We start from the raw sequence: 26,029 nt of genomic DNA, 5'->3' as shown, positions 1-26,029 counted from the left end.
CGGCCGCGATCGCCTCAGGCCAGGTGATCGCGGCGCCTCAGGCCAGGTGATCGCGGCGCCTCAGGCCAGGTGATCGCGGCGCCTCAGGTCAGGCGCCTCAGGTCAGGCGCCTCAGGTCAGGCGAGAGTCGCGCAGGGCGGCCCATTCGAGCGAATGCCTGATCCCCTCCTCGATCGAGTGGCGGGCCTGCCAGCCGAGCAGGCGGTGGGCCAGGTCGCTGCGGGTGTAGGCGCCGGCGACGTCTCCGGGCCTGGCCGGGGCCTCGACGACCTCGACGGGACGGTCGACGACCCGGTTGAAGGCGTCGACCAGCTCGCGCACGGTGGTGCCCGCGCCGGTGCCCAGGTTGATCACGTCGGCCTCCAGCCCGTCGAAGCGTTCGAGCGCCGCGACGTGGGCGGTGGCCAGGTCCCAGACGTGGACGTAGTCGCGGATGCCCGTGCCGTCGATGGTCGGCCAGCCGGTGCCGGTGATCCGGAACGGGACGCCGTCGTCGTACGCCTCGATCAGCTTGCCCAGGGCGTGGCTCGGGCGGCGCAGTTGCAGGCCCGTGCGCATCTTGGGGTCGGCGCCGATCGGGTTGAAGTAACGCAGGGACAGGATCCTGATCGGCGCGCCGGCCGCGATGTCGGCGAACATGCCCTCGCAGACGGCCTTGGTGCGCGCGTAGGGGCTCTGCGGGTCGAGCGGGGACTCCTCGGTGACCGTGTGGTCGTCGCCCGCGCGGTAGATCGAGGCCGAGGAGCTGAAGATCATGCGGGTGCAGCCGTTGCGGATCAGGTGGTCGACGAGCTCCAGGCTCTCGGCGACGTTGGCGCGGTAGTAGCCGATGGGGTCGGCCACGGAATCGGGGACCACGATGAGCGCCGCGCAATGGATGACGGCCTCGATATCGGGATTTTCGGTAAATATCCTGTCAATCAGCGGGCCGTCGCTGATCTTCCCCTCGTAGAGCACCCGGCCCTCGGCGAACTCCCGCCGCCCCGTCACGAGACTGTCGAGGATGACGGGCTCGATCCCGGCGTCGAGGCACGCCGACGCGATCGTACTGCCGATATATCCCGCCCCGCCGGTTATCAAAACGCGCATCCCTGAACCCTAGCCATTGCCGTGCGTCTCGGGAGCTGTCTCGCGGACGCCTGTGGACAACTTCCGCACCTGTGGAGAGGACGGCGGCTCCGTCATGCGGGCTGGATCCGGTCTTTCACATTCGGGCACTGGTCTTGTGGGCTTTGACGTGCGACATTTCGAGTTATGGGCAGAGATGTGCCAGTAGTCGTGTTCAGCCGGGACGACCGCCGGAAATATCGTGAAAAGGTCCATCAGTGTCTCGACGTCTTCGCCCAGATGCTGCGGGATGCGCGTTTCGACTTCGACCACCCGCTGGCCGGCCTGGAGATCGAGCTCAACATCGTGGACGGCCTCGGCGAGGCCGCCATGCGCAACGCCCAGGTGCTCAACGCCATCGCCGAGCCCGACTGGGCCACGGAGCTGGGCCAGTTCAACATCGAGATCAACGTCCAGCCCCAGGACCTGGCAGGCGACGGCGCCCTGCGCCTGGAGAACGACGTCAGGACCCGGCTCAACCACGCCAACGAACGCGCCCGTTCGCAGGACGCCCATCTGGTCCTGATCGGCATCCTGCCCACACTGCGCGAGCAGGACATCAGCGAGGGCACCCTGTCGGCCAACCCGCGCTACCGCCTGCTGAACGAGCAGATCTTCGCCGCCAGGGGCGAGGACCTGCACATCTCCATCGAGGGCGTCGAACGCCTCGACACGCGCGCCGACAGCCTCGCGCCCGAGGCCGCCTGCACGAGCGTGCAGCTCCATCTGCAGGTCAGCCCCGAGATGTTCGCCGCGCACTGGAACGCCGCCCAGGCCATCTCCGGGGCCCAGGTCGCGGTGGCGGCGAACTCGCCGTTCCTGTTCGGCAAGGAACTGCACAGGGAGACCAGGATCGCGCTGTTCGAGCAGTCCACGGACACGCGTCCGGCCGAGCTCAAGGCGCAGGGCGTACGGCCCAGGGTGTGGTTCGGTGAGCGGTGGATCACCAGCGTCTTCGACCTGTTCGAGGAGAACGTCAACTACTACCCGGCCCTGCTGCCCCTCTGCGAGGAGGAGGACCCGCGCGCCGAGCTCGGACAGGGCCGCATCCCCCAGCTCCACGAGCTCACCCTGCACAACGGCACGATCTACCGGTGGAACCGGCCGGTGTACGCGGTGGTCGACGGGGTGCCGCACCTGCGCGTGGAGAACCGGGTGCTGCCCGCAGGGCCGTCCGTGGCCGACATCTCGGCCAACGCGGCCTTCTACTACGGGCTGATGCGCATGCTGCCGTACGACGAGCGTCCGATCTGGAGCCAGATGTCGTTCCGCGCGGCCGAGGACAACCTCGCCGCGGCGGCCAGGCACGGGCTGGACGCGCGGCTGTACTGGCCCGGGCTGGGCGAGGTGCCCGCCGCCGAGCTGATCCTGCGGCGACTGCTGCCCCTGGCGCACGAGGGCCTGGTCCGGTGGGGCGTGCACGGTCCCGTGGCGGACCGGCTGCTGTCGGTCATCGAGGGACGGTGCCTGACCGGGCGTACGGGGGCCACGTGGCAGGTCGAGCACGTACGAGCACGGAAGGGTGATCGACACGAGGCCCTGCGAGGCATGACACTCGAGTACATCGAACGCATGCACACCAACGACCCCGTGCACACTTGGGACACGTGAAACCCGCACACACCGACCACTGCCGCACGGCTGGGACACATCGACCACCCTCACCCTTGGATGCCGACCGACCACCCCGCACACCTGGGATGCGTGAAACCCGTGACGCGTGACCGGATCTCCCCCACTCTGACCTCCCGCACCGGCCTCGCCCGGCTCGCGGCCGTACTGGTACTGCTGGTCGCCGGCTGCGGCATCGTCGCCCCGCGGTCGATGGACCGCCAGGGGGCCGACTCGTTCGAGGACGACATCCGCACGGCGCGCACGCTCACGGAGCAGTTCTGGACACAACACTTCCAGCAACTCGGCCAGACCTACCGTCCGATCGCCGACTTCGTCCCGTATTCGGGAACCTCCGGGCCGTCCTGCGGCGGGGAGAAATCCGTACCGAACAATGCCTTCTACTGCCCGATCGGCCACTTCATCGCTTATGACCAGGACTGGATGGAGTCGCTGTGGAGCGAGATGGGCGACGGCTCCGTCTACGTGATCATTCCGCACGAGTTCGGGCACGCCGTCCAGGCCCAGTTGCAGACGAACTTCCGGCTCAACGTCCAGATGGAGCTGCAGGCCGACTGCTACGCGGGCGGCACGCTGTCCGCCCTGGTCGGCTCGGGGGCGCTGACGGCGGAGGCGGGTGACGAGGACGAGCTGCTGCTGAGCCTGGAGGCGGCGGGCGACCCGACCGACAACTGGCTCGACCCGGCCGCCCACGGCACGGCCGAGCAACGACAGGCGTCGTTCGCGACGGGCTACCGGGACGGCGTGGACTCCTGCTGACGGTGAATTCCTGCTGGGAGACGCATGCTGGGGGACGCCCGTCGGAATGCACGCCTCCTGACAGTGGACGCAACCTGGACGCCTGTTGTGGGCGGGGCCGCCGAGGATGCGTGCGGCGAAATGCCGGACATGTGGTCGGCACCCGCACAGGGTCTACACGGGGGCGTGCGATCAAACCGTAGGACGTACACGAGAGTCAACCCGGAGAATGATGTGGTCGATCATGATCACGCTCTACCTTTGACCCATGCAACTGGAGGAGATCGGCTGGCTGCGCAGGGGGGCGTGCAGATCCAGCGACCCTGACCTCTTCTTCCCTCTCGCCCCCACGCCGTTGCAGGAGGCCAGAGCCAAGGCGGTCTGCGCCGGCTGCCAGGTCATCCAGGAGTGCCGTTCCTACGCCTTACGAGCCGGCGAGTCGGACGGCATCTGGGGCGGCCTCACCCCGGAAGAACGCCGCCGCGCCCGCACCCCCGAAACCTGGCGCCGCCCCGCAGCCTCCTGACCACCGCCCAGCCCGTCCAGGCAGCTGTGGCACCGACGTGCGGCCTGCCCAGACTCGCCCAGCGCGGTCAGCCCTCGGGGGCGCTGCGCGGGCTGGCCGGGTGGGTTGAGGGTGGTTGGGCGGTGGCTCAGGGGTGGATCGGAGGTTGCGGGGCGGCGGCTGCGTGGGGATTGCGTAGCCTGCAAGGGTGCTGCTTCGGTCGATCGTCGTGCTCACCGCCGCCAACCTGCTGAACAACAAGGTCGCCCCACGCCTGGGCCCATTGACGTCCACCCTGGCCACGGCCGCCCTCGTCGCGATGGCTCGTCGTTCCGGGCTGTCCTGGCAGGAGATCGGGTTCGAGGACGGGCGGCGGGGCGCCGTGGCCGGTGGGGCGCTGGCGGCGGGTGTGGCCGCCGTCTACACCGTCGGCATCCTCTCCCCCCGCACCAGGCCCTTCTTCCGTGACGAGCGCGCCCTGTCGCTGTCGCGAGCCCGCGTCCTGGAGGAGGCGCTGCTCCAGGTGCCGCTGGGCACGGTTCTGCTGGAGGAGGTCGGGTTCCGTGGCGCTCTCTACGGCATGGTGCGTCGCCGCCGGGGCACAGCCGCCGCGACGGCGGTCTCCTCCACCCTGTTCGGGCTCTGGCACATCCTTCCCGCGATCGACATGGCGCGCGCCAACCCCGCGCTGGGCGCACTGACGGCCGGTGAGTCGCCCGGACATCTCGACACCGCCAGGGTGGTCGCGGGCAGCGTCGTGTCCACGGCGGCGGCCGGGGTGCTGTTCTGCGAGCTGCGCCGCCACCGCGGCCTGCTCACTCCGGCCATGCTGCATCTCGCCACCAACTCACTTGGCTACCTTTTCGCCAGAATCGCCGCCAAGCGCGAGGGCGGCATATCAGGAGAAGGCGGGTTGACACCTGTGCGCCATGAAAAGTGAGCGAATGAGGTGACCGGCAGATCGCGTCGCGATAGATCATCTGCCTCGTGCGGGATAAGAGTTTTCACCTAACGGAAGGATTTTCTCCCCCGCCCACCCGGTCCCGCTGTGACCTGCGCATGTCCAGGCTTTACCGTCTCCGAGGCGCCTGTTTCGAACCCACCCCGGTTCGGGCTTGGCGCATGCCCGAAAAAGACGGATGAACACGGAAACTCAGATACGCCGGAGGTACGGAGGTGCTGTCGCATGCGTACGGTAATCGACATCGACCAGGAGCTGCTGGAAGCGGCCCAGCAGAAGCTCGGTACGCCGACCATGAGAGAAACGGTCCACGCCGCGCTGCGCGTAGTGGTCGACAAGGACGCGGACAAGGAGTGTGCGATCAGAGCGTTCGAGTTCTGGCGCACGGAGGGGAGCCCGGACCTGCTGGATCCGGAGATCACGACGCAGGTGTGGCGACGACAGGACTGATGTACCTCCTCGACAAGAGCGCGCTGGCCCGCATCAGGGCCAGCGAGGTGATCGCCAAGGCCCTCCAGCCGCTGTACGCGGCCAGGGCGGTGGCGACCTGCAGTGTCGTGGATCTCGAGGTGTTCTACAGCGCCCAGGACTACGGCCACTACCAGCGCATGGTGCACGCCCAGCGGCAGTGCATCCTGCTGCCGGTCGACCAGGAGGTGCAGACGCGGGCGATGGTCGTGCAGCGGCAGCTCGTCGAGATCTCCCAGCACCGCGGCATCGGCCCCGACGAGCTGCTGATCGCCGCCTGCGCCGAGGTGCACGGGGCGACGATCCTGCACTACGGGCACGCCTTCGACATCATCTCGGAGGTGACGGGGCAGCCGTCGCTCTGGGTGGTGCCACCAGGCTCCGTCCCCTGACCGCCCCGGGTGACGAGGGCGGCGCGGGTCGCGCGGGTCAGGCCGTGGGGACGACCTGGAAGCCCTCCGCGTAGCGGTCGTCGCCGAGGCCGGCCTGCTTCGCCCAGGCGGCGAAGCGGCTCTTGACGAAGTCGGCGAAGCCGTCCACGTGGGCGACCTGGCTGACATGTGACTGCAAGGCCGCGAGCTTGCGGTCCATGGCCTCGGTGATGTCCACGAAGTGGTTGGGGGTTGAGCCCCCGTTCAGCCACACCTCACGTACGGTCCACGCCTCTAGCCCCTCCTCCTTGATCAGCTCCGGGAACGCGTACGGGTTGCGCGCGTCCGGATAGACCGCGTCCAGGGTGGCGCCGCCCACGGCGCGGTGGTCCGGATGGCTGGGGGCGATGAACTGGTAGTTGCGGTCGGGGTGATGGGTGATGACCAGGTCGGGTCTGACCTGGCGGATGACCCTGGCGATCGAGCGCCGCAGGTCGAGCGAGGGCACCACCTGCCCGTCGGAGCGGCCGAGGAAGCGCACGTCGGTGACCCCGACCGCCTTGGCCGCGGCCAGCTGCTCGGCCCTGCGCAGCTCGGCCATGCCGGAGTTGTCCAGCTCGCGCTCGTTGCCGCCCGCGTCACCGTCCGTGACCAGCAGGTAGGTGACCTCGACGCCGCGGTCCACGAACAGCGCCACGCTGCCCGCCGAGCCGAAATCGGCGTCGTCAGGATGGGCGGTCACGACGAGCACCCGGTTGATCTCGCTCTCCGGCAGCATGATTCCCCTCTCTGGACCTTCCATGGAGGACAACCGGGACCCCGCCGGAGGCATTCCGGGCGCCGAATGTCGGTGGAGCGTCTTAACCTAGGTAGGTGCCGACCCAAGTCTCTGTTGACCACCCCTTGCTCGACGGCCTCAACCCGCAACAGCGCGAGGCCGTGATCCATCACGGCAGTCCACTGCTCATCGTGGCCGGGGCGGGCTCGGGAAAGACGCGGGTGCTCACGCACCGCATCGCCTATCTGCTGGCCGAACGTGAGGTGCATCCGGGCGAGATCCTGGCCATCACCTTCACCAACAAGGCCGCCAGGGAGATGAAGGAGCGCATCGACAAGCTCGTCGGGCCGCGCTCCAAGGCGATGTGGGTGATGACGTTCCACAGCGCCTGCATGCGCATCCTGCGCAGGGAGGCCAAGCGGCTGGGCTTCCCGTCCAGCTTCTCCATCTACGACCAGGCCGACTCCCAGCGGCTGATGGCCATGGTCTGCAGGGAGATGGAGCTCGACCCCAAGCGTTATCCGCCGCGTTCGTTCTCGGCGCAGGTCAGCAACTTCAAGAACGAGCTGGTCGACTACGAGAGCGCGATCGACCGGGCGGGCTCACACCTGGAGAAGACGCTCGCGCAGGCGTACAAGGCCTATCAGCTCAAGCTGACCGAGGCCGGCGCGATGGACTTCGACGACATCATCATGAACACGGTGACGTTGTTCCAGCTCTTCCCCGACGTGGCCGAGCACTACCGGATGCGGTTCAGGCATGTGCTGGTCGACGAATACCAGGACACCAACCACGCCCAATACATCCTGATCAGGGAGCTGGTCGGCCATCCCGAGCTGCGCACCGGCGACGGTGAGCTGGTGCGCTCGGGCGCCGACATGTCGCAGCTGTGCGTGGTGGGCGACGCCGACCAGTCGATCTACGCCTTCCGCGGCGCGACGATCCGCAACATCCTGGAGTTCGAGCGCGACTATCCCGACGCGCGCACCATCCTGCTGGAGCAGAACTACCGCTCCACGCAGAACATCCTGGCCGCGGCCAACGCGGTGATCTCGCGCAACGAGTCGCGCAAGCCGAAGAACCTCTGGTCCGACCAGGGCGACGGGCCCAAGATCGTGGGCTACGTGGCCGACAACGAGCACGACGAGGCCATGTTCGTGGCCCAGGAGGTCGACCGGCTCAGCGACGAGGAGGACGTCAAGCCGGGCGAGGTCGCGGTCTTCTACCGCACCAACGCCGCCTCCCGCGTGTTCGAGGAGATCTTCATCCGCACCGGCCTGCCCTACAAGGTCGTCGGCGGGGTGCGCTTCTACGAGCGCAAGGAGGTCAAGGACCTGCTGGCCTACCTGCGGGTGCTGGCCAACCCGGCCGACGTGGTGTCGCTGCGGCGCATTCTCAACGTGCCCAAGCGCGGCATCGGCGACCGGGCCGAGGCGATGGTGGAGGCGCTGTCCTCGCGCGAGCAGATCCCGTTCTGGGACGCGCTGCGCCGGGCCGACGAGGCATACGGGATGGCCACGCGCTCGCTCAACGCCATCCGCGAGTTCGTCTCGATGCTCGAGGAGCTGATCGCCAAGGCCGAGGGCATGCCGCCGTCCGCGCTGGCCGAGGAGATCCTGGTGGCCACCGGCTACCGCGCCGAGCTTGAGGCGTCGGAGGATCCGCAGGACGAGTCCCGCCTGGAAAACCTCAACGAGCTCATCTCCGTGGCCTCCGAGTTCGAGGAGGCCAACCCGGAGGGCACGCTGGTGGAGTTCCTGGAGCAGGTGTCGCTGGTGGCCGACGCCGACCAGATCCCCGACAGCGACGGCGGGCAGGGGGTCGTCACGCTGATGACGCTGCACACCGCCAAGGGGCTGGAGTTCCCCGTCGTGTTCCTGACGGCCATGGAGGACGGTGTGTTCCCGCACATCCGGTCCTTGGGCGAGCCCAAGGAGCTGGAGGAGGAGCGGCGGCTGGCCTACGTCGGCATCACCAGGGCGCAGAAGCGGCTCTACCTGACGCGGGCGGCCGTGCGCAGCTCGTGGGGGGCGCCGTCGTTCAACCCGGCCTCGCGCTTCGTCAGCGAGGTGCCGGGCACTCTGATCGACTGGCGTACCGATCCGGAGAAGTCCGCCTGGAGCGCCGCCACGAAGCGCGAGCCGGCCGCGCGCCCGGCCCCGGCCAAGAGCGGCGGGCGGAAGATCCCGTCCCTGACGCCCGGCGACCGGGTCACGCACGACGCGTTCGGGCTGGGCACGGTGGTGTCCGTGGACGGGGTGGCGGAGAAGACCAAGGTGAAGATCGACTTCGGCAGCGGCGGCGAGAAGACCCTGCTGTTGGCCTACGCGCCCTTGGAGAAGCTCTGAGCCTGGGCGCATAGTGGGCCTGCGCCTGGAAACCGGGCATCCGGCGTGAGCGTGGAAGGGTCTCAGGGCTGAGCGTGGAAGAGGAGCCGCTTTCCTTTGCGGGGAAAGCGGCCCCTCTTCATGAAGTGCCGGGTCAGGGCTTGAGGGCGCTGCCCTTCTTCCACTGGGTCCAGTTGAGCTGCCAGTAGCTCCAGCCGTTGTTCCACTGCAGTTTGCGCTTGGTGCCGGTGATCTTCACGACGTCACCGCGCTGGGCGATCGTGTAGAACCACTTGGCTCCGGCCGGAGTGGCCCGCACGCAGCCGTGGCTCTGGTTCGAGCGCCCCAGGAACTGGTAGTAGCCGGCGCTCTGGTGCACGTACTCGCCGCTGTCGGAGATGCGCACCGCCCACGGGATCTCCTCCTTGTAGTAGCGCGGATCCTTGGGATCCGTCACGCCCATCCAGGAGGAGGTCATGGTCTCGACGGCCTTCTTGCCCATCGTGAGGTGGGTGCCGCTGGTGGTGAGGTACACGTCCACGCCGTTGCGGACGAAGCCGCCCTTACCGGCGCTGATCGCGATCTTCTTGGCCAGCTTGCCGTTGCGGTAGACCTTCATCGTGTGGTTCCGCGTGTTGACCAAGGAGATCTGCTGGGAGCCGACCGCGAAGCGGCGTGAGACGTTCTTGGCCTTCTCGTTGCCGGGCAGCTCGGACAAACGCGCGGTGAAGAGCACCTTCTGGTACGGCTTCCAGTACGTCTTCGTCCGGTAGATGACCTTGCGCGGGGACACCCAGCGCCAGGCGCCCTCCACGGGCTTCTCCGGTTCGACGTCGAGCAGGGCCTCGACCGCGGCCTTGTCTTTGACGTCACGGTCGAAGGTGACGATGATCGGGAACCCGACCCCCACCTTCTCCGTCTTCTCCCCCATGGGGGTGATATCGGCGATCTCCAGCTTTGCCTTTTTCGCCGGGGCGGCGACGGCACCCGCGGCGGGGGCGGGAGCGGGGATCGTGGTGCTCTGGGCCACAGCGGCGGCTCGGGCGCCGGGCTGTGGAGCGGGGACGCTCTCCGCCGCACATGCCGTGGCGGCGGCCAGAGCGAGCAGAGCCGGAAGCATCCGGGTGACGCGCTTCAAAGGGGTTACTCCTGGACTTAAGTGCTTCGACTACCTCCTTGTGTGACAACGGAGACGAGAGTTTCGCTGGCGAAATCCCGATAACTTTCCTGTAACGGTCCAAGACCCGCCAAAAACTGGCGAGATCGGCGTAAGGGACAGATCAGACGAGGCGTCGCGCGGTGGCCCAGCGGGACAGCTCGTGCCGGTTGGAGAGCTGGAGTTTGCGCAGGACGGACGACACGTGGGTCTCCACGGTCTTGACCGAGATGAACAGCTCCTTGGCGATCTCCTTGTACGCGTACCCCCGCGCGATCAGCCGCAGCACCTCCCGCTCGCGCTGCGTCAGCGAGTCGAGCTCGGGATCGATGGAGGGAGCCTCCGACGAGGCGAACGCGTCCAGCACGAACCCCGCCAGCCGCGGCGAGAACACCGCGTCGCCGTCGGCCACCCGGCGGATGGCGTCGGTGAGCTCCTTGCCGCTGATGTTCTTGGTCACGTAGCCGCGGGCGCCGCCCCTGATCACGCCGATGACGTCCTCGGCCGCGTCGGAGACCGACAGCGCCAGGAAGCGCACCTGGGAGCCGGCACCCAGCACCCGGCGCAGCACCTCCTGGCCGCCGCCACCGGGCATGTGCACGTCGAGCAGCACCACGTCGGGCTGGTGCGCGGCGATCGCCTTGACCGCGCTCTCGACGTCCTCCGCCTCCCCGACCACCTCGATGGAGTCGCCGAGCTCGGCGCGCACGCCCGATCGGAACAGCCGGTGATCGTCGACGATCAGTACGCGCGTCATGCCTTCTCCACCTTCATCGTCAACATCACTTCCGTGCCCTCGCCGGGCTCCGTGCGAACGCGGGCCGCGCCTCCGTGACGTTCCATTCTCCCGATGATGGACTCCCTGATCCCCATCCTGTCGAGCGGCACCGCCTCAAGGTCGAACCCCTTGCCACGATCCTTCACGAAAATCGTGACCTCTTCACCCTCTACTTCGGCATAGACGGAAATAGAGGGACTCTCAGAGTATTTGGCCGCGTTGACCATCGCCTGCCGGGCCGCCTTGAGCATGGCCCCCAGCTTGCCCGCCGGATCGAGGGCGATGTCCCCCACGCAGACGACCTCGATCGGCACCCCGTGGGAGTCCTCCTCCTCGGCCGCGATCCTGCGTACCGCCGCCGCCACCGTGGCGTCGGCGTCCTGCGCCGGCTGGTAGAGCCAGTTACGCAGCTCGCGTTCCTGCGAGCGGGCCAGCCGCGAGACCTCGCGCGGGTCGTGCGCGACGCGCTGGATCAGCGTGAGCGTGTGCAGCACGGAGTCGTGCACCATGGCCGCGACCTCGGCCCGCTCCTCCTGCCTGATGCGCTCGCGCCGCTCAAGCTGCAGCTCTTTCCACAGGCCCGCCAGCCAGGGCGCGGCGATGACGGCAAGCCCGCCGACCACGACCACGGTGAACAGCAGGCTGTCCCTGATCTGGGGCAGCTCGCCTTCCGCGGCCAGGAATCCGGTCGCGCCGATCACGACCAGGCCGACGCCGAGCAGCGTGCGCACCCGGTTCTTGCGCATGCTGAGCGTGGCGCCGCTGACCCAGCCCTTGCGGCGTTCGGGGTCGGCCTGCTGCCAGAGAATCAGCGCGCCGATCCCGCCGACGGCGAACGGCAGCATGCCGATGCCGCCCTGCGAGGCCCCGGTCAGCCAGCCGAACGCCAGCAGCGCCACCCCGATCGCGCTGAACGCGGCCAGCTGGCTCCAGTCGCGCTGCGGCTGCTGGCCCTGGTACGGCTGCCGCGGCGTGACCATCCACAGCACGGCGTACGCCACCGCACCGATCCCATGGACGACGGTGAGCAGCACGAACATCAGCCTGATCACCACGGGATCAAGCTTGAGCTGCGCCGCCAGCCCCTGGGCGACACCGCCGAGCAGGCGCCCCTCCATGGGGCGCATCATCCGGCGGTAGGGCGTGTCGCCGCTCTGCTCGGCGAGAAGCTTCTGGTCAGCCATAACATGGCCATAGTCACATGTCGGGGGCATTCCAGCATCAGGGAACAACCCCCGGGTCGGGTCAGGGGTCTCCCGGATGCGAGCCGCCCGCGCGTGGGTCCACGATGTAGGCATGACAGAAGCTCCGCCCAGGCAACCGGCCGCCCCACCCCGTGAGCTGCGACGCAGCAGCGAGGGGCGCTTCCTCATGGGAGTCTGCGCGGGCCTGGGACGCTACACCGGCATCGACCCGGTGGTGTTCCGGGTGGGCGTCGCCGTGCTGCTGTTGGGGTCCGGGGTCGGGCTGCTCCTCTATCTGGCCGCGTTCCTGCTGATGAAGGAGCCGAACGGCCGGCCGGGGCTGATCGAGCAGTGGACACGGCGCGACTTCGACGCCGAGGCCGTGATGGCGTTGCTGTCGGCGGTGCTGGCGTTCGGGCTGGCGCTCAACCTGGCGACGGTCTGGCTCGACACGGGGACGCTGGTGGTCGGGGTGTTCCTGGCCGTGTCGCTGCTGGCCGCCCACTCCAGCGGGGTGGATCTGCTCGGGCTGGCCAGGTCGATGCCGGAACGGCTGCTCAGGCGGCAGGGCGAACGACCCGCCGCCCACTTCTCCCCGGCCCCGCCGACCACCCCGGTCCCCCGCGCCCCGCGCCCCGCGCCGGAGGGCGTGGACGAGGCCGTCCCCCCGGCGAACGCGGACGAATCTGTCACATCAGCGAACGAATCCGTCACGTCAGCGGGCGCGGGACGGGAGCCGGTGACCGGCAGCGTGCGCCCCCCGGCCACGCCGGCGGCTCCGGCAGAGAGCGCGATGCCGGCCGAGAGTGCGGCCCCCCAGGAGAGCGCGGCGCCGGCCGAGAGCGGAGCGCCGGGCAGGGAGGCGCGGGAGGCGGCGTCTGTCGAGGAGTTGCGGGCGGCGGCCGACAGTGCCAGGGATGCGGCCTATCGGGCCCGCCAGGCCGCGGCCCGCCGGGAGCGGGGCGTGTCGCCGGAGGCGGTGACCGCGGAGCACGCCGTGCCGGGGCCCCAGCGCCCCGAGGCCGCCTCGAGCGACCCGCGGCCCGCCTACCGCCCCGACCCCCCGGCCGCGCTCGACTACTCCGGCTACGGCGAGCCGTTCGCGCCGAACGGCCCCTACCAGCCGCTCGACCCGGCGAAGCGGGCCGGCGGCCACTCCCCTTACGACCCCGCCCTGTACGGCCGCCCGATCCCGCCCAAGCGCAACAAGCGGGCGCCCCGGCCCAGGTCGTACATCGGCGCCATCACCATCCTGCTGGCAATCATCATTGGAGGGATCGTCGTGGCGGTCCAAGCCAGGTCGGCCGGCGGAGTGAGCCCGACCGTCGTCGGCGGCGCCATGCTCATCACCGTCGGCGCGGGTCTGCTCATCGCCGCCTGGTGGGGCCGGGGCGCCGGTCTGGTGGCCGCGGGCACCGCGCTCGTGCTGATCGTGGCGATGGGGCTGGTGCTCGGCGGCCTGCCGCGCAACATCGGCCCGTCGGAGTGGACGCCGACCACGATCGCCGAGGCGAACCAGCTCTACGACGTGGGCCTGGGAGACGGCCGGCTGGACCTGTCGGAGCTGCGGCTGCCGCCGGGGACGCACGTGACGTTCAACGCCGCGGTGTCGGCGGGAGAGCTGGTGGTGATCGTGCCGCCGACCGCCAGGGTCGAGGTGCACGCCACCAACAAGATCGGCGACATCGTCATCGACCAGTCGCTCAAGGGCGGGGTGCAGGTGCGCTCGGACAAGGTGCTGGAGCCGGAGACGAAGCCGGAGGGCAAGGTCTCCACGATCGTGCTGTACCTCAAGGGCGGAGTCGGCGACATGGAGGTGCGGCGTGCGGCGTGACGTCGAGCGGCCCGATCGAGCGTACAGGCGGGTGCACAGGACGGACTGGATGGCCCTGCTCAGCGGTGTGCTCTTCATCGTTCTGGGCATTTTGACGGTGACACGCACGATCCGTGAGCCGCTGGTTCTGGTCGGGGTGACGGTGCTGGGACTGGCCTTCGCGGGGCTGGTCGCGATCGTCGCGCGGGTGGTCCGGGGTAAGTGACCCTTGACCGGTAAGAACACCGGCGTAGGTTCGGAGTGTCCGCCTTTCCCCCCCTGCTCAATGAGGGAGGACGTATGCCCCGAATCACCGTCACTGTCGACGGGATCACGTACGAGGAGGAAGTCGAGCCGCGACTCCTGCTCGTTCATCTCCTACGAGAACGACTGGGCAAGACCGGAACCCCGGTCGGATGCGACACCAGTAACTGCGGCGCCTGCACGGTGATGCTCGACGGCAAGAGCGTCAAGAGCTGCTCGGTGCTGGCCGTGCAGGCCGACGGCGGCGACGTCGTCACGATCGAGGGCCTGGGCGCGGCCGGTGAGATGCACCCGATGCAGCGGGCCTTCCACGAGGAGCACGCGCTGCAGTGCGGCTATTGCACGCCCGGCATGGTCATGGCCGCGATAGACCTGCTCAGGGAGGACCCTGAGCCGTCGGAAGAGACGATCAGACAGGGGCTTGAGGGCAACCTCTGCCGCTGCACCGGCTACTGCAACATCGTGCGCGCCGTCCGCAAGGGCGCGCAGGAGATGGGTCAGGCGGTGAGCACGCCGTGACCGTTCAGGAGGTGGGCAGGCCGCGTAAGCGCAAAGAGGACGCCAGGCTGCTGACGGGCCGCACGCAGTGGACGGACAACCTGTCCCGTCCTGGGATGCTGTACGTGACGTTCCTGCGCAGCCCGATGGCGCACGCCAGGATCACCGGGGTGGACGTGTCGGGGGCGCGTGCGCTTCCCGGGGTCGTGGCGGCCTTCAGCGGCCAAGATCTCGCCGCCGAGCAGGGCAGCCTGCCGTGCGCGTGGCCGGTCACCGAGGACATCGTGATCCCCGATCACCCGCCGATGGCGGTCTCCGAGGTCCGGTACGTGGGCGAGGCCGTGGCCTGCGTGATCGCGGTCGACCGCTACCGGGCGGCCGACGCGCTGGAGGCGATCGAGGTCGACTACGAGCCGTTGCCCGCGGTGGTCGACATGACCGAGGCGCTGTCGCCGGACAGCCCGAAGGTGCACGAGACGGGCAACAAGGCGTACGAGATGACGGCCGACTTCGGCGACATCGAGGCCGCGTTCAGGGACGCGCCCGTCGTCGTCGACCGGACCTTCGTCCAGCAGCGGCTCATCCCGACCGCGATGGAGCCGCGGGCGATCCTGGCCGACACCGACGGCGAGTCGTTCACGCTGTGGTCGTCCACGCAGATCCCGCACGTGCTGCGGGTCATGCTGGCCGTGGTCACCGGCATCCCCGAGCACAAGCTGCGGGTGATCGCGCCCGACGTGGGCGGCGGGTTCGGCTCGAAGCTGCAGGTCACCGCGGAGGAGGTGCTCTGCCTGCTGCTGGCCCGCAAGCTGGGCCGGCCGGTCAAGTGGACGGAGTCGCGCTCCGAGGGCAACCTGACCGTGCACCACGGCCGCGACCAGATCCAGCACGTACGGCTGGCGGCCGAGGCCGACGGGCGCATCAGGGGGCTGCAGGTCAGCCTGCTGGCCGACATGGGCGCGTACCTGATGCTGCTCACGCCGGGCATCCCGCTGCTGGGCGCGTCGATGTGCAACGCGATCTACAAGATGGACGCGTACCAGTTCAACTGCACGGGCGTGTTCACCACGAAGATGCCGACCGACGCCTACCGCGGGGCGGGCCGTCCCGAGGCCACGTTCCTCATCGAGCGGATGATGGACGAGCTCGCGGCCGCGGTGAACGTGGACCCGGTCGAGGTGCGCAGGCGCAACTGGATCAAGCACGAGGAGTTCCCCTACGCCACGATCTCGGGGCTGACGTACGACTCGGGCAACTACGAGGCGGCCACCGACCGGGCGCTGTCGCTGTTCGGCTACGACAAGCTGCGCGCCGAACAGGCCGACCGGCGGGACCGGGGCGACCCGGTACAGCTCGGGATCGGCGTCAGCACGTACACGGAGATGTGCGGCCTGGCCCCGTCCCGGTGGCTGGCGGACGCGAACTTCGGCGCGGGCGGCTGGGAGCACGGCTCGGTGCGCATGCTGCCCACGGGCAAGGTCGAGGTCATCACCGGCACCTCGCCGCACGGGCAGGGCCACGTGACGTCGTGGAGCCAGATCGTGGCCGACGCGCTCGGCGTGCCGTTCGAGGACGTCACGGTGCTGCACGGCGACACGGCGATCGCGCACAAGGGCATGGACACCTACGGCTCGCGCTCGCTGGTCGTCGGCGGTGTCGCGGTGCTCAAGGCGTGCGAGAAGGTGAAGGAGAAGGCCCGCAAGCTGGCCGCGTACGTGCTGGAGTGCTCGCCGGACGACCTGGAGTTCGAGGCCGGGGCGTTCAAGGTGCGCGGCACGGATTCGAGCAAGACGATCCAGGAACTGGCCTACGCCACGTTCACCGCGCACGACCTACCCGAAGGGGTCGAGCCGAGCCTCGACTCCGACGCCACGTTCGACCCGGACAACTACTCCTTCCCGCACGGCACCCATCTGTGCGCGGTGGAGGTCGACACGGAGACGGGCATGGTGAAGCTGCGCTCGTACGTGGCGGTGGACGACATCGGCAAGGTCGTCAACCCGCTGATCGTGGAGGGCCAGGTCCACGGCGGCATCGCCCAGGGCATCGCGCAGGCGCTCTTCGAGGAGGCCACGTACGACGCCGAGGGCAACCTGCTCACCACCACGATGGCCGACTACCTGCTGCCGTCGGCCGCCGACCTGCCGATGTTCACCCTCGACCGGACCGAGACCCCGGCGACCAGCAACCCGCTGGGCGCCAAGGGCGTCGGCGAGGCGGGCACGATCGCCTCGACCCCGGCCGTGGTGAACGCGATCGTGGACGCGCTGCGGCCGTACGGGATCGAGGACCTACGGATGCCGTGCACGCCCGAGCGCGTCTGGCGGGCCCTGGAAGGAGTGCGGCGATGATTCCCGCTCAGTTCGACTACGAACGTCCGAGCTCGCTGGAGCAGGCGTGCCAGGCGCTCGCCTCGGACGAGGACGCCAAGGTCCTGGCCGGCGGTCAGTCGCTGCTGCCGCTGTTGCGGCTGCGGCTGGCCTACCCGTCGAAGCTGGTGGACGTCGGCAGGATCGCCGAACTGAAGGGCGTGCACGACCGCGGTGACCACGTCTTCATCGGCGCGATGGCCACGCACGACGAGGTGCTGCGCTCGCCCGTGGTGCGGGACGGCTGCCCGCTGGTGGCGCTGGCCGCGGCCCAGGTGGCCGATCCGGCGATCAGGCACCGGGGCACGTTCGGCGGCTCGCTGGCCCACGCGGATCCGGCCGGCGACCTGCCGGCGGTGGCGCTGGCGCTGGAGGCGGTGTTCGTGGCCGCCTCGGCGCAGGGCGAGCGGGAGATCCCGGCCGCCGCGTTCTTCGTCGACTACTGGGAGTCGGCGCTGCGGCAGGGCGAGATCCTGACCGGGGTGAAGGTGCCGAAACTGGGCGCGGGCTGGGGCTTCCACTACGAGAAGTTCCACCGGACCGCGCAGGCGTGGGCCATCGTCGGCGTGGCGGCGGCGGTCAGGCGCTCCAACGGCTCGATCGCCGAGGCCAGGATCGGGCTGACCAACATGGGCGCCACTCCGGTGCGCGCCCGTGCCACCGAGGCCGCGTTGCAGGGCGTGGAGCTGGGCGATCAGGTACGCCAGGCGTGCGAGGAGGCGGCGGCCGACACCTCTCCGCCCGCCGATCTGCACGCCCAGCCCGACTACCGGCGGCATCTGGCCAGGGTGCTGACCCACCGCGCGGTGCGGACGGCGACGGCCTCGCCGTGATCTGAAGGGGGCGCCTCTTCCGGGGCGCCCCCGCTGCGGCATATCGTCACAGGCACTGGGAGAAGGAGCGGATCGATGGCGATGCGGTTCGAGCACGAGTTCACTGTTCCCGTTCCGATCGAGCAGGCCTGGGCGGTGCTGCTCGACGTCGAGCGGGTCGCGCCCTGCCTGCCGGGTGCGGCGCTCGACGTCTTCGAGGGCGACGAGTTCACCGGCAGGATGAAGGTCAAGGTCGGCCCGATCACGGTCACCTACCGGGGCACGGCCAAGTTCCAGGACGTGGACAAAGACTCCTACACGCTCACCATCCAGGCGTCGGGCAAGGAGGCCAGGGGCTCGGGCACCGCCTCCGCCACGGTCAAGGCGCGTCTGCGCGAACGCGACGAGGCCACGCTGGTCACGGTGGAGACGTCGTTCAACGTGACGGGCCGGCCGGCGCAGTTCGGGCGGGGGGTCATGGCCGAGGTCGGCGGCAAGCTCATCGAGAGGTTCGCCGACAACCTGGCCCAGCTGATCTCCGAGCCCACGGTCGAACAGGTGCCCCCAGTCCAAGAACAGGGCCGAGAACAGGGCCAGGAGGAGGAGCGGCACCTGAGCGCGGTGCCGCCGGCGCCCGAGCAGGAAGTACGGCCCGCGGCCCCGCTGCGCACCTCGCGCACGCCCGACGAGGAGGCGCTCGACCTGCTGCGGATCGCCGGGCAGCCGCTGCTGAAGCGGCTGGCGCCGGTCGCGGGCGCGCTCGTGGTGCTGCTCGCCATCATCTGGATTATTCGTCGCCTTATGCGGTGATTTTCGGCAAATAGTGCATCAAGTCCGGACACTTCGCCGTGGCTGAGGGAAGTCCCATTCCCGCAGGTAGAACTAGCTACGGGGGACTGGGATGCCGGACTGCACGGTCGTCGTCATCACGTACAACGACGCGGCCCGCCTGCCCAGGGCCGTACGTTCCGTGCTCGGGCAGTCGCTGCGCGACCTTGAGGTGATCATCGCCGACGACGCCAGCACGGACGGCACGCCGGAGGTGGCGCGGCGGCTCGCCCAGGCCGATCCGCGGGTGCGTTACCTACGCAGACCGGTCAACTCCGGCGGCTGCGGCGCACCGCGCAACGACGGCATCGACGCGGCCACTTCGCCGTACATCATGTTCCTCGACAGCGACGACGAGCTGCCCAGGCACGCGTGCAAGAGCCTGCTGGCCGAGATCGAACGCACCGGCGCCGACTTCGTCTCCGGGCAGATCTCCCGCCTGTACGAGCCGAGCGGGCGGCTGCAGCCGTACTACCCGTCGTTGTTCGCCAGAAGGCGGGTGGTCGAGGGCATCCGCGAGGAGCCCGAGCTGTTCCTGGACAGCTTCAGCACCAACAAGCTCTACGACGTCGGCCGGCTGCGCGACAACGTGCTGCGCTTCCCCGAGGACATCCACTACGAGGACCACGTCTTCGCCGCCGAGCTGTACGCGACCAGCCGCAGGTTCGCGGTCGTGCCGTGGGTGGTCTACCACTGGCACCGCGCGCCCGTGAACGACTCCATCTCGCTCAGCATCGACGACCTGGACAACGTGCGGCAACGGGTGATCGCGGCCCGGCTGAGCGACGACATCCTGCGCGAGCACGGGGCCGCGGACCTGGTGCCGCACCGGCAGTACCGGTTCGTCCGGCAGGACCTGCGCGTCTACCTGAACCCGCTGCCCCGGCGCGACCTGGTGTGGGTCAAGGAGTTCGCCTCGGTGGTGCGGCCGTACCTGGAGGAGGTGGCGGAGGAGGTGTTCGAGCGGATCGCCCCGCTCGACCGGGTCTGCTGCCGGCTCATCCTCGACGACCGGATCGAGGACCTGCGCATCGCGGCCGGCTCGCTGACCGGGCCCAGGGCGGCGCCGCGGGCGGCGGTGCAGCTCGACGGGCGGACGTACTGGGGCACGACGGCCTCCCCCGGCATGGACATCACCCGGCTGCGGCTGGCCGAGCTGCCCTACACCTCCTCCCGGCTGCGGCACGAGGTGGCGGACCTGTCCTCCGACGGGGACCGGGTGCGGATGACCGTGCGCACCTACGACCCGTTCGGCGTGCTGCCGCCGGCCTGGACGGCGTTCCTGCAGCTCGGCAGGGACCGGGTGCCCATCGCGCCGGAGCCGTCGAGCGCGGGCGGGTACGTCAGCCGGGTCACGTTCACGCCCAAGGGCCGGTGCGACCCGCGCATCGGCTTCACCAGGACCTCCGACGGGCACACCACGACCGACCGGATCATCGCCGACCCGCACACCGAGCCGATCGAGCTGCCCGGCTGCACGCTCAAGGTCGAGGGCTACGCGGCCTACCTGTGCGTACGGCCCGACTCCATCGCCCGCTCGGTGTGGCGGCGGATCAGGCGGCAGCTGATGAAGCGGGTCAACACGCCGGCGAACAAGCTGCGGGCGTACAAGCTGATGATCAAGGTATTGCCGCGCCGGCACGACCTCGCCCTGTTCGAGTCGGACGTCGGCAAGGGCTACAGCGGCAGCCCCAGGGCCATCTACGAGGAGCTGCGCCGGCGCGGCCTGCCGATCGAGGTGGTCTGGTCGGTGGCCAGGGGACGCAGGAACTTCCCCGCGGACGTGCGGCTCGTCCGCCGCGGAAGCTGGCGCTACATCTACACCATGGCCAGGGCCGGCGTCTGGGTGGACAGCCACGGCTTCCCGCTCGACTACCCCAAGCCCAAGGGCACCCGCTACCTGCAGACGTGGCACGGGCAGGGGATCAAGTCGATCGGGTTCGACGCGCCCGACCTGCGCGGCGACTTCGACAAGCCGCGGGCGCGGTGGCGGGCGGCGGTCGCGCGGTGGGACGCGCTGGTGTCGCCGAGCGCGGAGTTCTCGCGGGTGTTCCTGCCGTCGAACGGCTACTCGGGCAAGGTGTACCGGTGCGGCACGCCCCGGTGCGACGCCCTCGTCCGCGCCGAGCCGGCGGTGGACCAGGCGGACAAGGCGGCCGAGGTGCGGCGGCGGCTGGAGGTGCCGCCCGGCCGCCGGGTGCTGCTCTACGCGCCCACCTACCGGGACCGGGGCATCGGCAGCGGCCGGTCCGTACGGGCCGACCTGGAGCTCATGGCCGAGGAGCTGGCCGAGGACTGGGTGGTGCTGCTGCGTACGCATCCGGTCGAGCGCTACCAGCCGCCCGAGCACCTCAAGCACTTCGTCCGCTCGGCCGGGTCGTATCCGGACATCAACGATCTGATGCCGGCCTCGGACGCGCTGCTGACCGACTACTCCTCCGTCATGTGCGACTACGCGCTGACGGGCAAGCCGATGCTGTTCTACATCGACGACTGGGACGACTACCGGCTCGCCGAGCGCGGCGTCTACCACGACCTGCCGGCCATCGCCCCAGGCCCGTGCGTCGCGACGACCGGAGACCTGATCGCCGCGCTGCGCGACCTGCCCGCCGTGCACGCCTCCTACGCCGAACGGTACGCGGCCTTCCGCGAGCTGTGGTGCGCCGACGAGCACGGCGACGCGGCGGCCAGGATCGTCGCCGACTTCTTCGCCGACGCCGGTGAGGATGCCAGACAGGACTCCAGGGAGGGCGCCCAATGAGTGGCGCAGCGACGGTCGTCTTCACCTGCCTGGACGCCGACACGCTCGGCGGCACCCAGCAGGTCACCCACACCCTGGCCCAGGGCCTGGCACGGCGCGGGCACGAGGTGCACGTCATCGGCCTGCAACCGGCCGCCAGCCCGTTCCGCTACGTCCGGCACCCGCGTTACCAGCGGCACGTGATCGGCCGCCGGGCGTCCGAGGGCCCGCTGGCGCGCCGGTTGAGCGATCGGCGGCTCAAGGAGCTGCTGCGCCGGATCAGGCCCGGCTACGCGGTCCTGACCTCGCCGTCCGTGGTGGCCAGGCTGTCGGGGCTGCTGCCCGAGGGGTTCCGGCCGATCGGTCAGTATCACAGCTCGTACGACCACGCCCGCGGCTGCTGGCACCTGGCCTCGATCCGCCGCCACTACGCCGGGCTCGACCAGGCGCTCTTCCTCAGCGACGACGACGCCAGGCTGTTCTCCGAGCACGCGCTGCTGCCGAACGCGTACACGCTGCCGAACCCGCTGGCGGACTGGCCGGAGGAGATGTCGGACCTCGCCTCGCCGCGCGTGCTCGGCGTGGGCCGGCTGGAAGGCGTCAAGCGGTTCGACCGGCTGATCAGCGCGTTCGCCCGCGCGAAGCTGCCGCGCCCGTGGGAGCTGCACCTCATCGGGGACGGCGGCGAGCGGGAACGGCTGCGCGCGCACGCGGAGCGGGACGGCGTGGCCGACCGGGTGGTGTTCAGGGGGCTGGTGCCGGCCTGGCTCATGCCGGCCGAGTACCTGGCGGCCTCGGTCCTGGCGCTGACCAGCGAGCACGAGGGGCTGCCGATCGTGCTGCTGGAGGCGGCGGCGCGCGGGGTGCCCGCGGTGGCGTTCGACGTGTCGGGAGGGGTGCGCTCGGCCGGTCCCGTGCTGGTGCCGCCGGGCGACGTGGACGCGTTCGCGGCGGAGCTGGCCCGGCTGGCCGGGGACGAGGAGGAGCGGCGCCGGCTCGGGGCCGACGCCCGCGCACGGGCCGAGGCGTTCCGCCTCGACCACGTGCTGGACCGCTGGGAGTCGCTCTTCGCTCACATCGAGCGCTGAGCGCTCAAAAACGGCATGGAGCGCTGAGCTCTCAAGACGGCATCGAGCGCTGAGCGCTCAAAGCTGTGCCGACTCCCAGGCTGTCAGGCTCAGACCGGTTCGGTGAGTTCCTTGCGCTGCTGCGGCACCCCGGCCAGCGAACGCTGGCGGGTGGTGAGCATGGCGGCCACCGGGCTGGGCTCGCGCAGCCGGTTGAACCGGTCGCGCATGGCCTTGCGCATGCGGCTGGCCTTGCGCTTCTGCATCGTCTTCTGCGCGGCCGTCACGTGCTCCTTGGCCGGCTTGGGCGCGCCGGTCAGCTCGTAGCCCATGGACTCCAGGCGGTCGCCGAGCATGTGCTCGCACAGCGCGATCTCCCAGTCGTCCAGCCGGTTCGCCCAGCTCCCGACCCGGCTGCGGGTGACCTCGCGGTGGGTGTTGCTGTGCCAGACCTTGTGCTGCGGCACGGCCACGCTGGCGGCCTCGCGCGGCGAGATCATCGCCGGGGAGAAGTCCTCGTCCAGGAAGTGGCAGAGCTTCTTCAGCTCGGTCATCGGGTCGTCGGTGAGGTCCTCGTAGCGCAGCTCGTAGTAGGTGTCGTCGGGCAGCGTGCGCCTGAGCCGGCCGCCGGCGTCGATGGCCTCGGCCCAGGTGGAGACGGCGTGGAAGGAGTCGAGCGTGTACCAGGGCATCTCCTTCAGCGAGGCCACGCAGTCGCGGCCGTCCCTGATGAGGTGGATGAACTGGGCGTCGGGGAAGAGCCGGAGCAGCAGGTCGACCTGCTTGACGTAGCTGGGCCGCTTGTCGCCCCAGCGGGCCTTGTCGAACCGGTCGGCGTACATGCGGAAGGCCGTGCCGATCACCGAGCCGAGCGAGCCGGGGCCCTCCATGGCCTGCCTGACGAACTCGTCCTTGTCGATCTTGAGCTCGCGGAACTTCGTGCTGCGGTCGGTCGCGATCCACTCGGCGAGCGCGCGGCGGCGCTGGTCGAGCCGCAGGTCCCCCCACGTGCGGCGGCGGTAGTAAGCGGGAATGAGGAAGCGCGTCTCCGGCGGCACCGCCATGCGGGGGTGCGAGTGGAGCATCAGCTGGAGCATCGTGGTGCCGGACCGCGGGCATCCGATGACGAAGACTGGTCGGTCTGACATTTCGTACTAACCCCCGAAAAACTTAGACAAGAACGTGTTCTCGGCTCTCCTGAGACGAGCTCGCGCCGTGCCTGCGCGTGAAGAGCCACATCCGGTAGACAAGGAAGATCTCGTTGGCGAGCAGCAGAGCTCCGGACGCGGCGGCCAGCGGGATCAGCGCCCATGCCCCCGCAAGGGGCGCGATCACGAACACCGCCGCGTGGAACTCGATGCCGCTCACCAAGTGCGAGCGGACGCGGTGGCGGGCCAGGAACCTGTTGAGCCGCTTGAAGAGCCGGAAGAACGCGCGCGGCCGGGGCCCCCGCCCCATCCGCTCCCGCTCCGGCGGCTCCAGCGGATCCACCGAGAAGGGATCCGCCCTGTACTGGCCCGGGTACGGGCCCGGCGTGAAGGGATCCGCCGCGAAGGGATCCCCCGTGAGGGGATCGGCCGCCAGCGGATCCGGTGACATGATGTCCACCGCCAGCGGGTCAGGCCCCAGCGGCTCCAGCCCGTTCTCCTGCCGCTCCTCCCTGACCGCCTCGCGCACACGCTTCATCTGCGGCGCGTTGACGTACCTGAACAGGTCGAGCACGGCCACCGCCGCCCCGAGGACGACGAAGCTCACGTCGCCGGTCAGCGTGTACTGCCCGTATGCCAGCCCCCCGGCACACAGGACGACCCTGACCCGGTCCCCCACGTAGTCGAGCCAGAGGCCGAAGGGCGTCCCCGTGCCCTTGAGCCGGGCCACTTTGCCGTCCACGCAGTCGATCATGAAGCTGAGATAGAAGAAGCCTGCGCCCGCAATGAGCTGGTTCGTCGCGAAACAGGCGGCCGAGACCAGGCCGAGGACCAGCGAGATCACGGTGAGCCCGTTGGGCGTCAACCGGGTGTGATTGGCGACGGGGAGGGTGACCCGGCAGGCGACCGGGTCCACGAAATACACGGTCCACCAGGAGTCTCTCCGCTTGCGTGTCTCGTGGACGTCATCGAGCGAATAGGTCCTCATGCCTTCCAGCATGACCACGCACCGAGCCCGAGCGATTACTGTCTGGAACTACTGGGGGATGTCCATGCCGCTTCTTGACCAACCCGGCACGGAAAACCGCCACGCGGAGCCGGCCTCCCCGTCCCGGCACCAGCCCTTGAACACCAGGCCGCGCAGCTCGGCCCGCACCTGCAGCCGCCACGGCCCCGCGCCGTCCAGGCGGCCCGGATCGATCGTGGCCACGACGCCGTAGCGGCCCCGCCGCCGCGTCTCCAGGGGGACGCGGCGTTTGCCGTCGCTCAGCCACAGGCCGACCTTGGGGATCCTGCGATCGACGCGGTGGAAGGCCACGTGGGCGCGCAGGCGGTACTCGGCGCCGGTCCACTCGCACGCGTCGACCCTGGCGATCAGCTTGACCTCGTCGCGGGCGTCGAACACCTCGTCGGGGATGCGCAGGCGGCGGCTGCGGAAGAAGGGGTAGTCGCCGTACCAGTTGGTGACGCGCAGGCCGCGCGGGACCACCCGGGTGAGGTCCTCGCGACCGCGCCGGAACTCGCGCACCGCGCGCAGCTCCGAGATCAGGCCGCGGCCGAGCAGGTGCAGCTCAAGGCGGCGCAACGACGGCGCGCTCGCCAGCACGTGCGGGCCGAGCGCGGCCATCCAGGCGCGGCCCAGGTCGAGCAGCGGCCCAGGATCCTCCTCCCCGCGCTCCAGCGCCTGGAACAGGAAGACGGTGTCCTTCTCCAGCACCAGGGCGTCGAAGCCGTCGAGCAGTTCGGGCGCGCGCTCGTCCAGGAAGGCGCGCACCGACTGGATGGCCGTCAGCCGCTCGCGCAGATTGGACAGCTCGGAACGGCGCTGCGTGATCGAGTGCTCCCCCTCCTCGCGCTTGCGCCAGTGGTAGACCACCTCGCCCAGCATGTCCACGCTGGTGGCCAGCACGTGGGCCTGCATGGCGACGGGCACGTCCTCGTAGATGCCGGACGGGAAGCTCAGGCCGCAGCGCTCCCAGAAGTCGCGCCGGTAGACCTTGTTCCACACCGTGCGGTCCCTGATCAGCACCTGCTTGTCGGTGATGTGCGTGCACAGCTGCGGCCGCCTGAACACCTTCTCGTGCAGGACGGACTCCTCCAGCTCGCCGTCCACCAGCCGCCGCACCGCGCCGCAGGCCAGGTCGGAGCCGGTCTCGGCGAGCTTGCCGACCAGCAGCTCGTACGCCTCCGGCGGCACGACGTCGTCGCTGTCGGCGAAGGCCAGGTAGGCGCCGCGCGCCTGACGTACCGCCTGGTTGCGAGCCGGGCCCGGGCCCAGGTTGCGCTGACCGATCAGGACGAAGCGCTCATCCCTGGCGGCGAAGTCCTCGGCGACGCGCCGGCTGCCGTCCACGGAGCCGTCGTCCACCAGGATCACCTCGATGTCGTCGAGGGTCTGCGCGGCCAGCGACTTGAGGCACTCGGTGAGGTACGGCTCCACGTTGTAGAACGGGACGACGACGCTGAGCAGGGGGATCATGCCGAA

Annotated in this window: 23 protein-coding genes; 15 read left to right on the top strand and 8 right to left on the bottom strand. The window is 69.8% G+C overall.

Going from position 1 to position 26,029, the window contains the following annotated elements; all coding sequences use genetic code 11:
* Positions 1 to 111: 111 nt before the first annotated feature.
* Positions 112 to 1,089, bottom strand: coding sequence for a UDP-glucose 4-epimerase GalE (gene galE / locus AB0C28_RS39200; RefSeq protein WP_357847776.1), 978 nt, complete (start codon positions 1,087 to 1,089; stop codon positions 112 to 114).
* 258 nt (positions 1,090 to 1,347) lie between these two features.
* Here galE and AB0C28_RS39195 point away from each other — a divergent pair, with 258 nt between their 5' ends.
* The 6 genes from AB0C28_RS39195 (at position 1,348) to AB0C28_RS39170 (ending at position 5,803) form a co-directional block, all read left to right on the top strand.
* Positions 1,348 to 2,718: a glutamate--cysteine ligase gene (locus AB0C28_RS39195; protein ID WP_358080429.1), complete on the top strand. Its 1,371-nt coding sequence runs from the start codon at positions 1,348 to 1,350 to the stop codon at positions 2,716 to 2,718.
* A gap of 93 nt (positions 2,719 to 2,811) precedes the next feature.
* Complete coding sequence (locus AB0C28_RS39190) at positions 2,812 to 3,498, top strand: neutral zinc metallopeptidase (protein ID WP_357847781.1); 687 nt, start codon at positions 2,812 to 2,814, stop codon at positions 3,496 to 3,498.
* A gap of 247 nt (positions 3,499 to 3,745) precedes the next feature.
* A complete protein-coding gene (locus tag AB0C28_RS39185; protein WP_346110592.1) occupies positions 3,746 to 4,003 on the top strand; it encodes a WhiB family transcriptional regulator in 258 nt (85 codons plus the stop codon).
* A 187-nt stretch (positions 4,004 to 4,190) separates the two neighbouring features.
* Positions 4,191 to 4,922 (top strand): CPBP family intramembrane glutamic endopeptidase, encoded by a 732-nt coding sequence (locus AB0C28_RS39180; RefSeq protein WP_357847785.1) that lies wholly within the window; start codon positions 4,191 to 4,193, stop codon positions 4,920 to 4,922.
* A gap of 246 nt (positions 4,923 to 5,168) precedes the next feature.
* Positions 5,169 to 5,393 (top strand): type II toxin-antitoxin system VapB family antitoxin, encoded by a 225-nt coding sequence (locus AB0C28_RS39175; RefSeq protein WP_357847787.1) that lies wholly within the window; start codon positions 5,169 to 5,171, stop codon positions 5,391 to 5,393.
* On the top strand, positions 5,375 to 5,803 hold the full coding sequence (locus tag AB0C28_RS39170) for a PIN domain-containing protein (protein WP_357847789.1): 429 nt from the start codon (positions 5,375 to 5,377) through the stop codon (positions 5,801 to 5,803). The genes AB0C28_RS39175 and AB0C28_RS39170 overlap by 19 nt, the downstream gene beginning before the upstream one ends.
* Before the next feature lie 37 nt (positions 5,804 to 5,840).
* Here AB0C28_RS39170 and AB0C28_RS39165 read toward each other — a convergent pair whose 3' ends face one another.
* Positions 5,841 to 6,560: a PIG-L deacetylase family protein gene (locus AB0C28_RS39165; RefSeq protein ID WP_357847791.1), complete on the bottom strand. Its 720-nt coding sequence runs from the start codon at positions 6,558 to 6,560 to the stop codon at positions 5,841 to 5,843.
* Between the two features lie 125 nt (positions 6,561 to 6,685).
* Here AB0C28_RS39165 and pcrA point away from each other — a divergent pair, with 125 nt between their 5' ends.
* Positions 6,686 to 8,908, top strand: coding sequence for a DNA helicase PcrA (gene pcrA / locus AB0C28_RS39160; protein ID WP_358080516.1), 2,223 nt, complete (start codon positions 6,686 to 6,688; stop codon positions 8,906 to 8,908).
* A gap of 133 nt (positions 8,909 to 9,041) precedes the next feature.
* Here pcrA and AB0C28_RS39155 read toward each other — a convergent pair whose 3' ends face one another.
* The 3 genes from AB0C28_RS39155 to AB0C28_RS39145 all read right to left on the bottom strand — a co-directional run bounded on the left by AB0C28_RS39155 (position 9,042) and on the right by AB0C28_RS39145 (position 12,005).
* The gene (locus AB0C28_RS39155; RefSeq protein ID WP_357847793.1) at positions 9,042 to 10,025 is read right to left on the bottom strand and encodes a L,D-transpeptidase; all 984 of its coding nucleotides are present in this window, start codon (positions 10,023 to 10,025) and stop codon (positions 9,042 to 9,044) included.
* Between the two features lie 142 nt (positions 10,026 to 10,167).
* Entirely contained in the window at positions 10,168 to 10,800 is a 633-nt protein-coding gene (locus AB0C28_RS39150) for a response regulator transcription factor (protein ID WP_346110599.1), read from the bottom strand.
* Positions 10,797 to 12,005: a PspC domain-containing protein gene (locus tag AB0C28_RS39145; RefSeq protein ID WP_346110600.1), complete on the bottom strand. Its 1,209-nt coding sequence runs from the start codon at positions 12,003 to 12,005 to the stop codon at positions 10,797 to 10,799. The genes AB0C28_RS39150 and AB0C28_RS39145 overlap by 4 nt, the downstream gene beginning before the upstream one ends.
* Positions 12,006 to 12,117: 112 nt before the next feature.
* On the opposite strand from AB0C28_RS39145, the gene AB0C28_RS39140 reads away from it, so the two are divergent.
* From AB0C28_RS39140 to AB0C28_RS39105, 8 genes are all read left to right on the top strand, one after another.
* Entirely contained in the window at positions 12,118 to 13,839 is a 1,722-nt protein-coding gene (locus AB0C28_RS39140; RefSeq protein ID WP_358080427.1) for a PspC domain-containing protein, read from the top strand.
* Positions 13,829 to 14,044, top strand: a complete 216-nt coding sequence (locus AB0C28_RS39135) for a hypothetical protein (protein ID WP_357847798.1) — start codon at positions 13,829 to 13,831, stop codon at positions 14,042 to 14,044. Before AB0C28_RS39140 ends, AB0C28_RS39135 begins: the two co-directional genes overlap by 11 nt.
* Positions 14,045 to 14,118: 74 nt before the next feature.
* Positions 14,119 to 14,601, top strand: a complete 483-nt coding sequence (locus tag AB0C28_RS39130) for a (2Fe-2S)-binding protein (protein ID WP_106236243.1) — start codon at positions 14,119 to 14,121, stop codon at positions 14,599 to 14,601.
* Complete coding sequence (locus tag AB0C28_RS39125) at positions 14,598 to 16,931, top strand: xanthine dehydrogenase family protein molybdopterin-binding subunit (protein WP_357847800.1); 2,334 nt, start codon at positions 14,598 to 14,600, stop codon at positions 16,929 to 16,931. The genes AB0C28_RS39130 and AB0C28_RS39125 overlap by 4 nt, the downstream gene beginning before the upstream one ends.
* Positions 16,928 to 17,782, top strand: a complete 855-nt coding sequence (locus tag AB0C28_RS39120; RefSeq protein ID WP_326630871.1) for a xanthine dehydrogenase family protein subunit M — start codon at positions 16,928 to 16,930, stop codon at positions 17,780 to 17,782. The genes AB0C28_RS39125 and AB0C28_RS39120 overlap by 4 nt, the downstream gene beginning before the upstream one ends.
* A gap of 75 nt (positions 17,783 to 17,857) precedes the next feature.
* Positions 17,858 to 18,571 (top strand): SRPBCC family protein, encoded by a 714-nt coding sequence (locus AB0C28_RS39115; RefSeq protein ID WP_357847802.1) that lies wholly within the window; start codon positions 17,858 to 17,860, stop codon positions 18,569 to 18,571.
* 91 nt (positions 18,572 to 18,662) lie between these two features.
* The gene (locus AB0C28_RS39110) at positions 18,663 to 21,350 is read left to right on the top strand and encodes a CDP-glycerol glycerophosphotransferase family protein (protein ID WP_358080425.1); all 2,688 of its coding nucleotides are present in this window, start codon (positions 18,663 to 18,665) and stop codon (positions 21,348 to 21,350) included.
* A complete protein-coding gene (locus AB0C28_RS39105; RefSeq protein ID WP_358080423.1) occupies positions 21,347 to 22,417 on the top strand; it encodes a glycosyltransferase in 1,071 nt (356 codons plus the stop codon). The genes AB0C28_RS39110 and AB0C28_RS39105 overlap by 4 nt, the downstream gene beginning before the upstream one ends.
* An 89-nt stretch (positions 22,418 to 22,506) precedes the next feature.
* Here the strand turns inward: AB0C28_RS39105 and AB0C28_RS39100 are convergent, their stop codons facing one another.
* Genes AB0C28_RS39100 through AB0C28_RS39090 form a run of 3 tightly spaced genes read right to left on the bottom strand, consistent with a single transcriptional unit; the run spans position 22,507 to position 26,023 of the window.
* Positions 22,507 to 23,544, bottom strand: coding sequence for a sulfotransferase (locus AB0C28_RS39100; protein ID WP_358080422.1), 1,038 nt, complete (start codon positions 23,542 to 23,544; stop codon positions 22,507 to 22,509).
* A gap of 22 nt (positions 23,545 to 23,566) precedes the next feature.
* A complete protein-coding gene (locus AB0C28_RS39095) occupies positions 23,567 to 24,532 on the bottom strand; it encodes a CDP-alcohol phosphatidyltransferase family protein (RefSeq protein ID WP_357847810.1) in 966 nt (321 codons plus the stop codon).
* 48 nt (positions 24,533 to 24,580) lie between these two features.
* Entirely contained in the window at positions 24,581 to 26,023 is a 1,443-nt protein-coding gene (locus AB0C28_RS39090) for a glycosyltransferase family 2 protein (protein WP_358080421.1), read from the bottom strand.
* Positions 26,024 to 26,029: the final 6 nt, after the last annotated feature.

It is taken from the genome of Nonomuraea sp. NPDC048892 (genome assembly GCF_040649735.1).
Taxonomy (GTDB): Bacteria; Actinomycetota; Actinomycetes; order Streptosporangiales; family Streptosporangiaceae; genus Nonomuraea; species Nonomuraea maheshkhaliensis.
Note: the sequence above shows the minus strand (reverse complement) of the source record. Positions and strands in the feature narration are given on the sequence as shown.

Bases quoted from the DNA above. Each gene is read 5' to 3' on its own strand.
- galE (WP_357847776.1), bottom strand. From the start codon at position 1,089: ATGCGCGTTTTGATAACCGGCGGGGCGGGATATATCGGCAGTACGATC.
- AB0C28_RS39195 (WP_358080429.1), top strand. From the start codon at position 1,348: ATGCTGCGGGATGCGCGTTTCGACTTCGACCACCCGCTGGCCGGCCTG.
- AB0C28_RS39185 (WP_346110592.1), top strand. From the start codon at position 3,746: ATGCAACTGGAGGAGATCGGCTGGCTGCGCAGGGGGGCGTGCAGATCC.
- AB0C28_RS39175 (WP_357847787.1), top strand. From the start codon at position 5,169: ATGCGTACGGTAATCGACATCGACCAGGAGCTGCTGGAAGCGGCCCAG.
- AB0C28_RS39165 (WP_357847791.1), bottom strand. From the start codon at position 6,560: ATGCTGCCGGAGAGCGAGATCAACCGGGTGCTCGTCGTGACCGCCCAT.
- AB0C28_RS39150 (WP_346110599.1), bottom strand. From the start codon at position 10,800: ATGACGCGCGTACTGATCGTCGACGATCACCGGCTGTTCCGATCGGGC.
- AB0C28_RS39145 (WP_346110600.1), bottom strand. From the start codon at position 12,005: ATGGCTGACCAGAAGCTTCTCGCCGAGCAGAGCGGCGACACGCCCTAC.
- AB0C28_RS39140 (WP_358080427.1), top strand. From the start codon at position 12,118: ATGACAGAAGCTCCGCCCAGGCAACCGGCCGCCCCACCCCGTGAGCTG.
- AB0C28_RS39130 (WP_106236243.1), top strand. From the start codon at position 14,119: ATGCCCCGAATCACCGTCACTGTCGACGGGATCACGTACGAGGAGGAA.
- AB0C28_RS39120 (WP_326630871.1), top strand. From the start codon at position 16,928: ATGATTCCCGCTCAGTTCGACTACGAACGTCCGAGCTCGCTGGAGCAG.
- AB0C28_RS39115 (WP_357847802.1), top strand. From the start codon at position 17,858: ATGGCGATGCGGTTCGAGCACGAGTTCACTGTTCCCGTTCCGATCGAG.
- AB0C28_RS39110 (WP_358080425.1), top strand. From the start codon at position 18,663: ATGCCGGACTGCACGGTCGTCGTCATCACGTACAACGACGCGGCCCGC.
- AB0C28_RS39105 (WP_358080423.1), top strand. From the start codon at position 21,347: ATGAGTGGCGCAGCGACGGTCGTCTTCACCTGCCTGGACGCCGACACG.
- AB0C28_RS39100 (WP_358080422.1), bottom strand. From the start codon at position 23,544: ATGTCAGACCGACCAGTCTTCGTCATCGGATGCCCGCGGTCCGGCACC.
- AB0C28_RS39095 (WP_357847810.1), bottom strand. From the start codon at position 24,532: ATGAGGACCTATTCGCTCGATGACGTCCACGAGACACGCAAGCGGAGA.
- AB0C28_RS39090 (WP_358080421.1), bottom strand. From the start codon at position 26,023: ATGATCCCCCTGCTCAGCGTCGTCGTCCCGTTCTACAACGTGGAGCCG.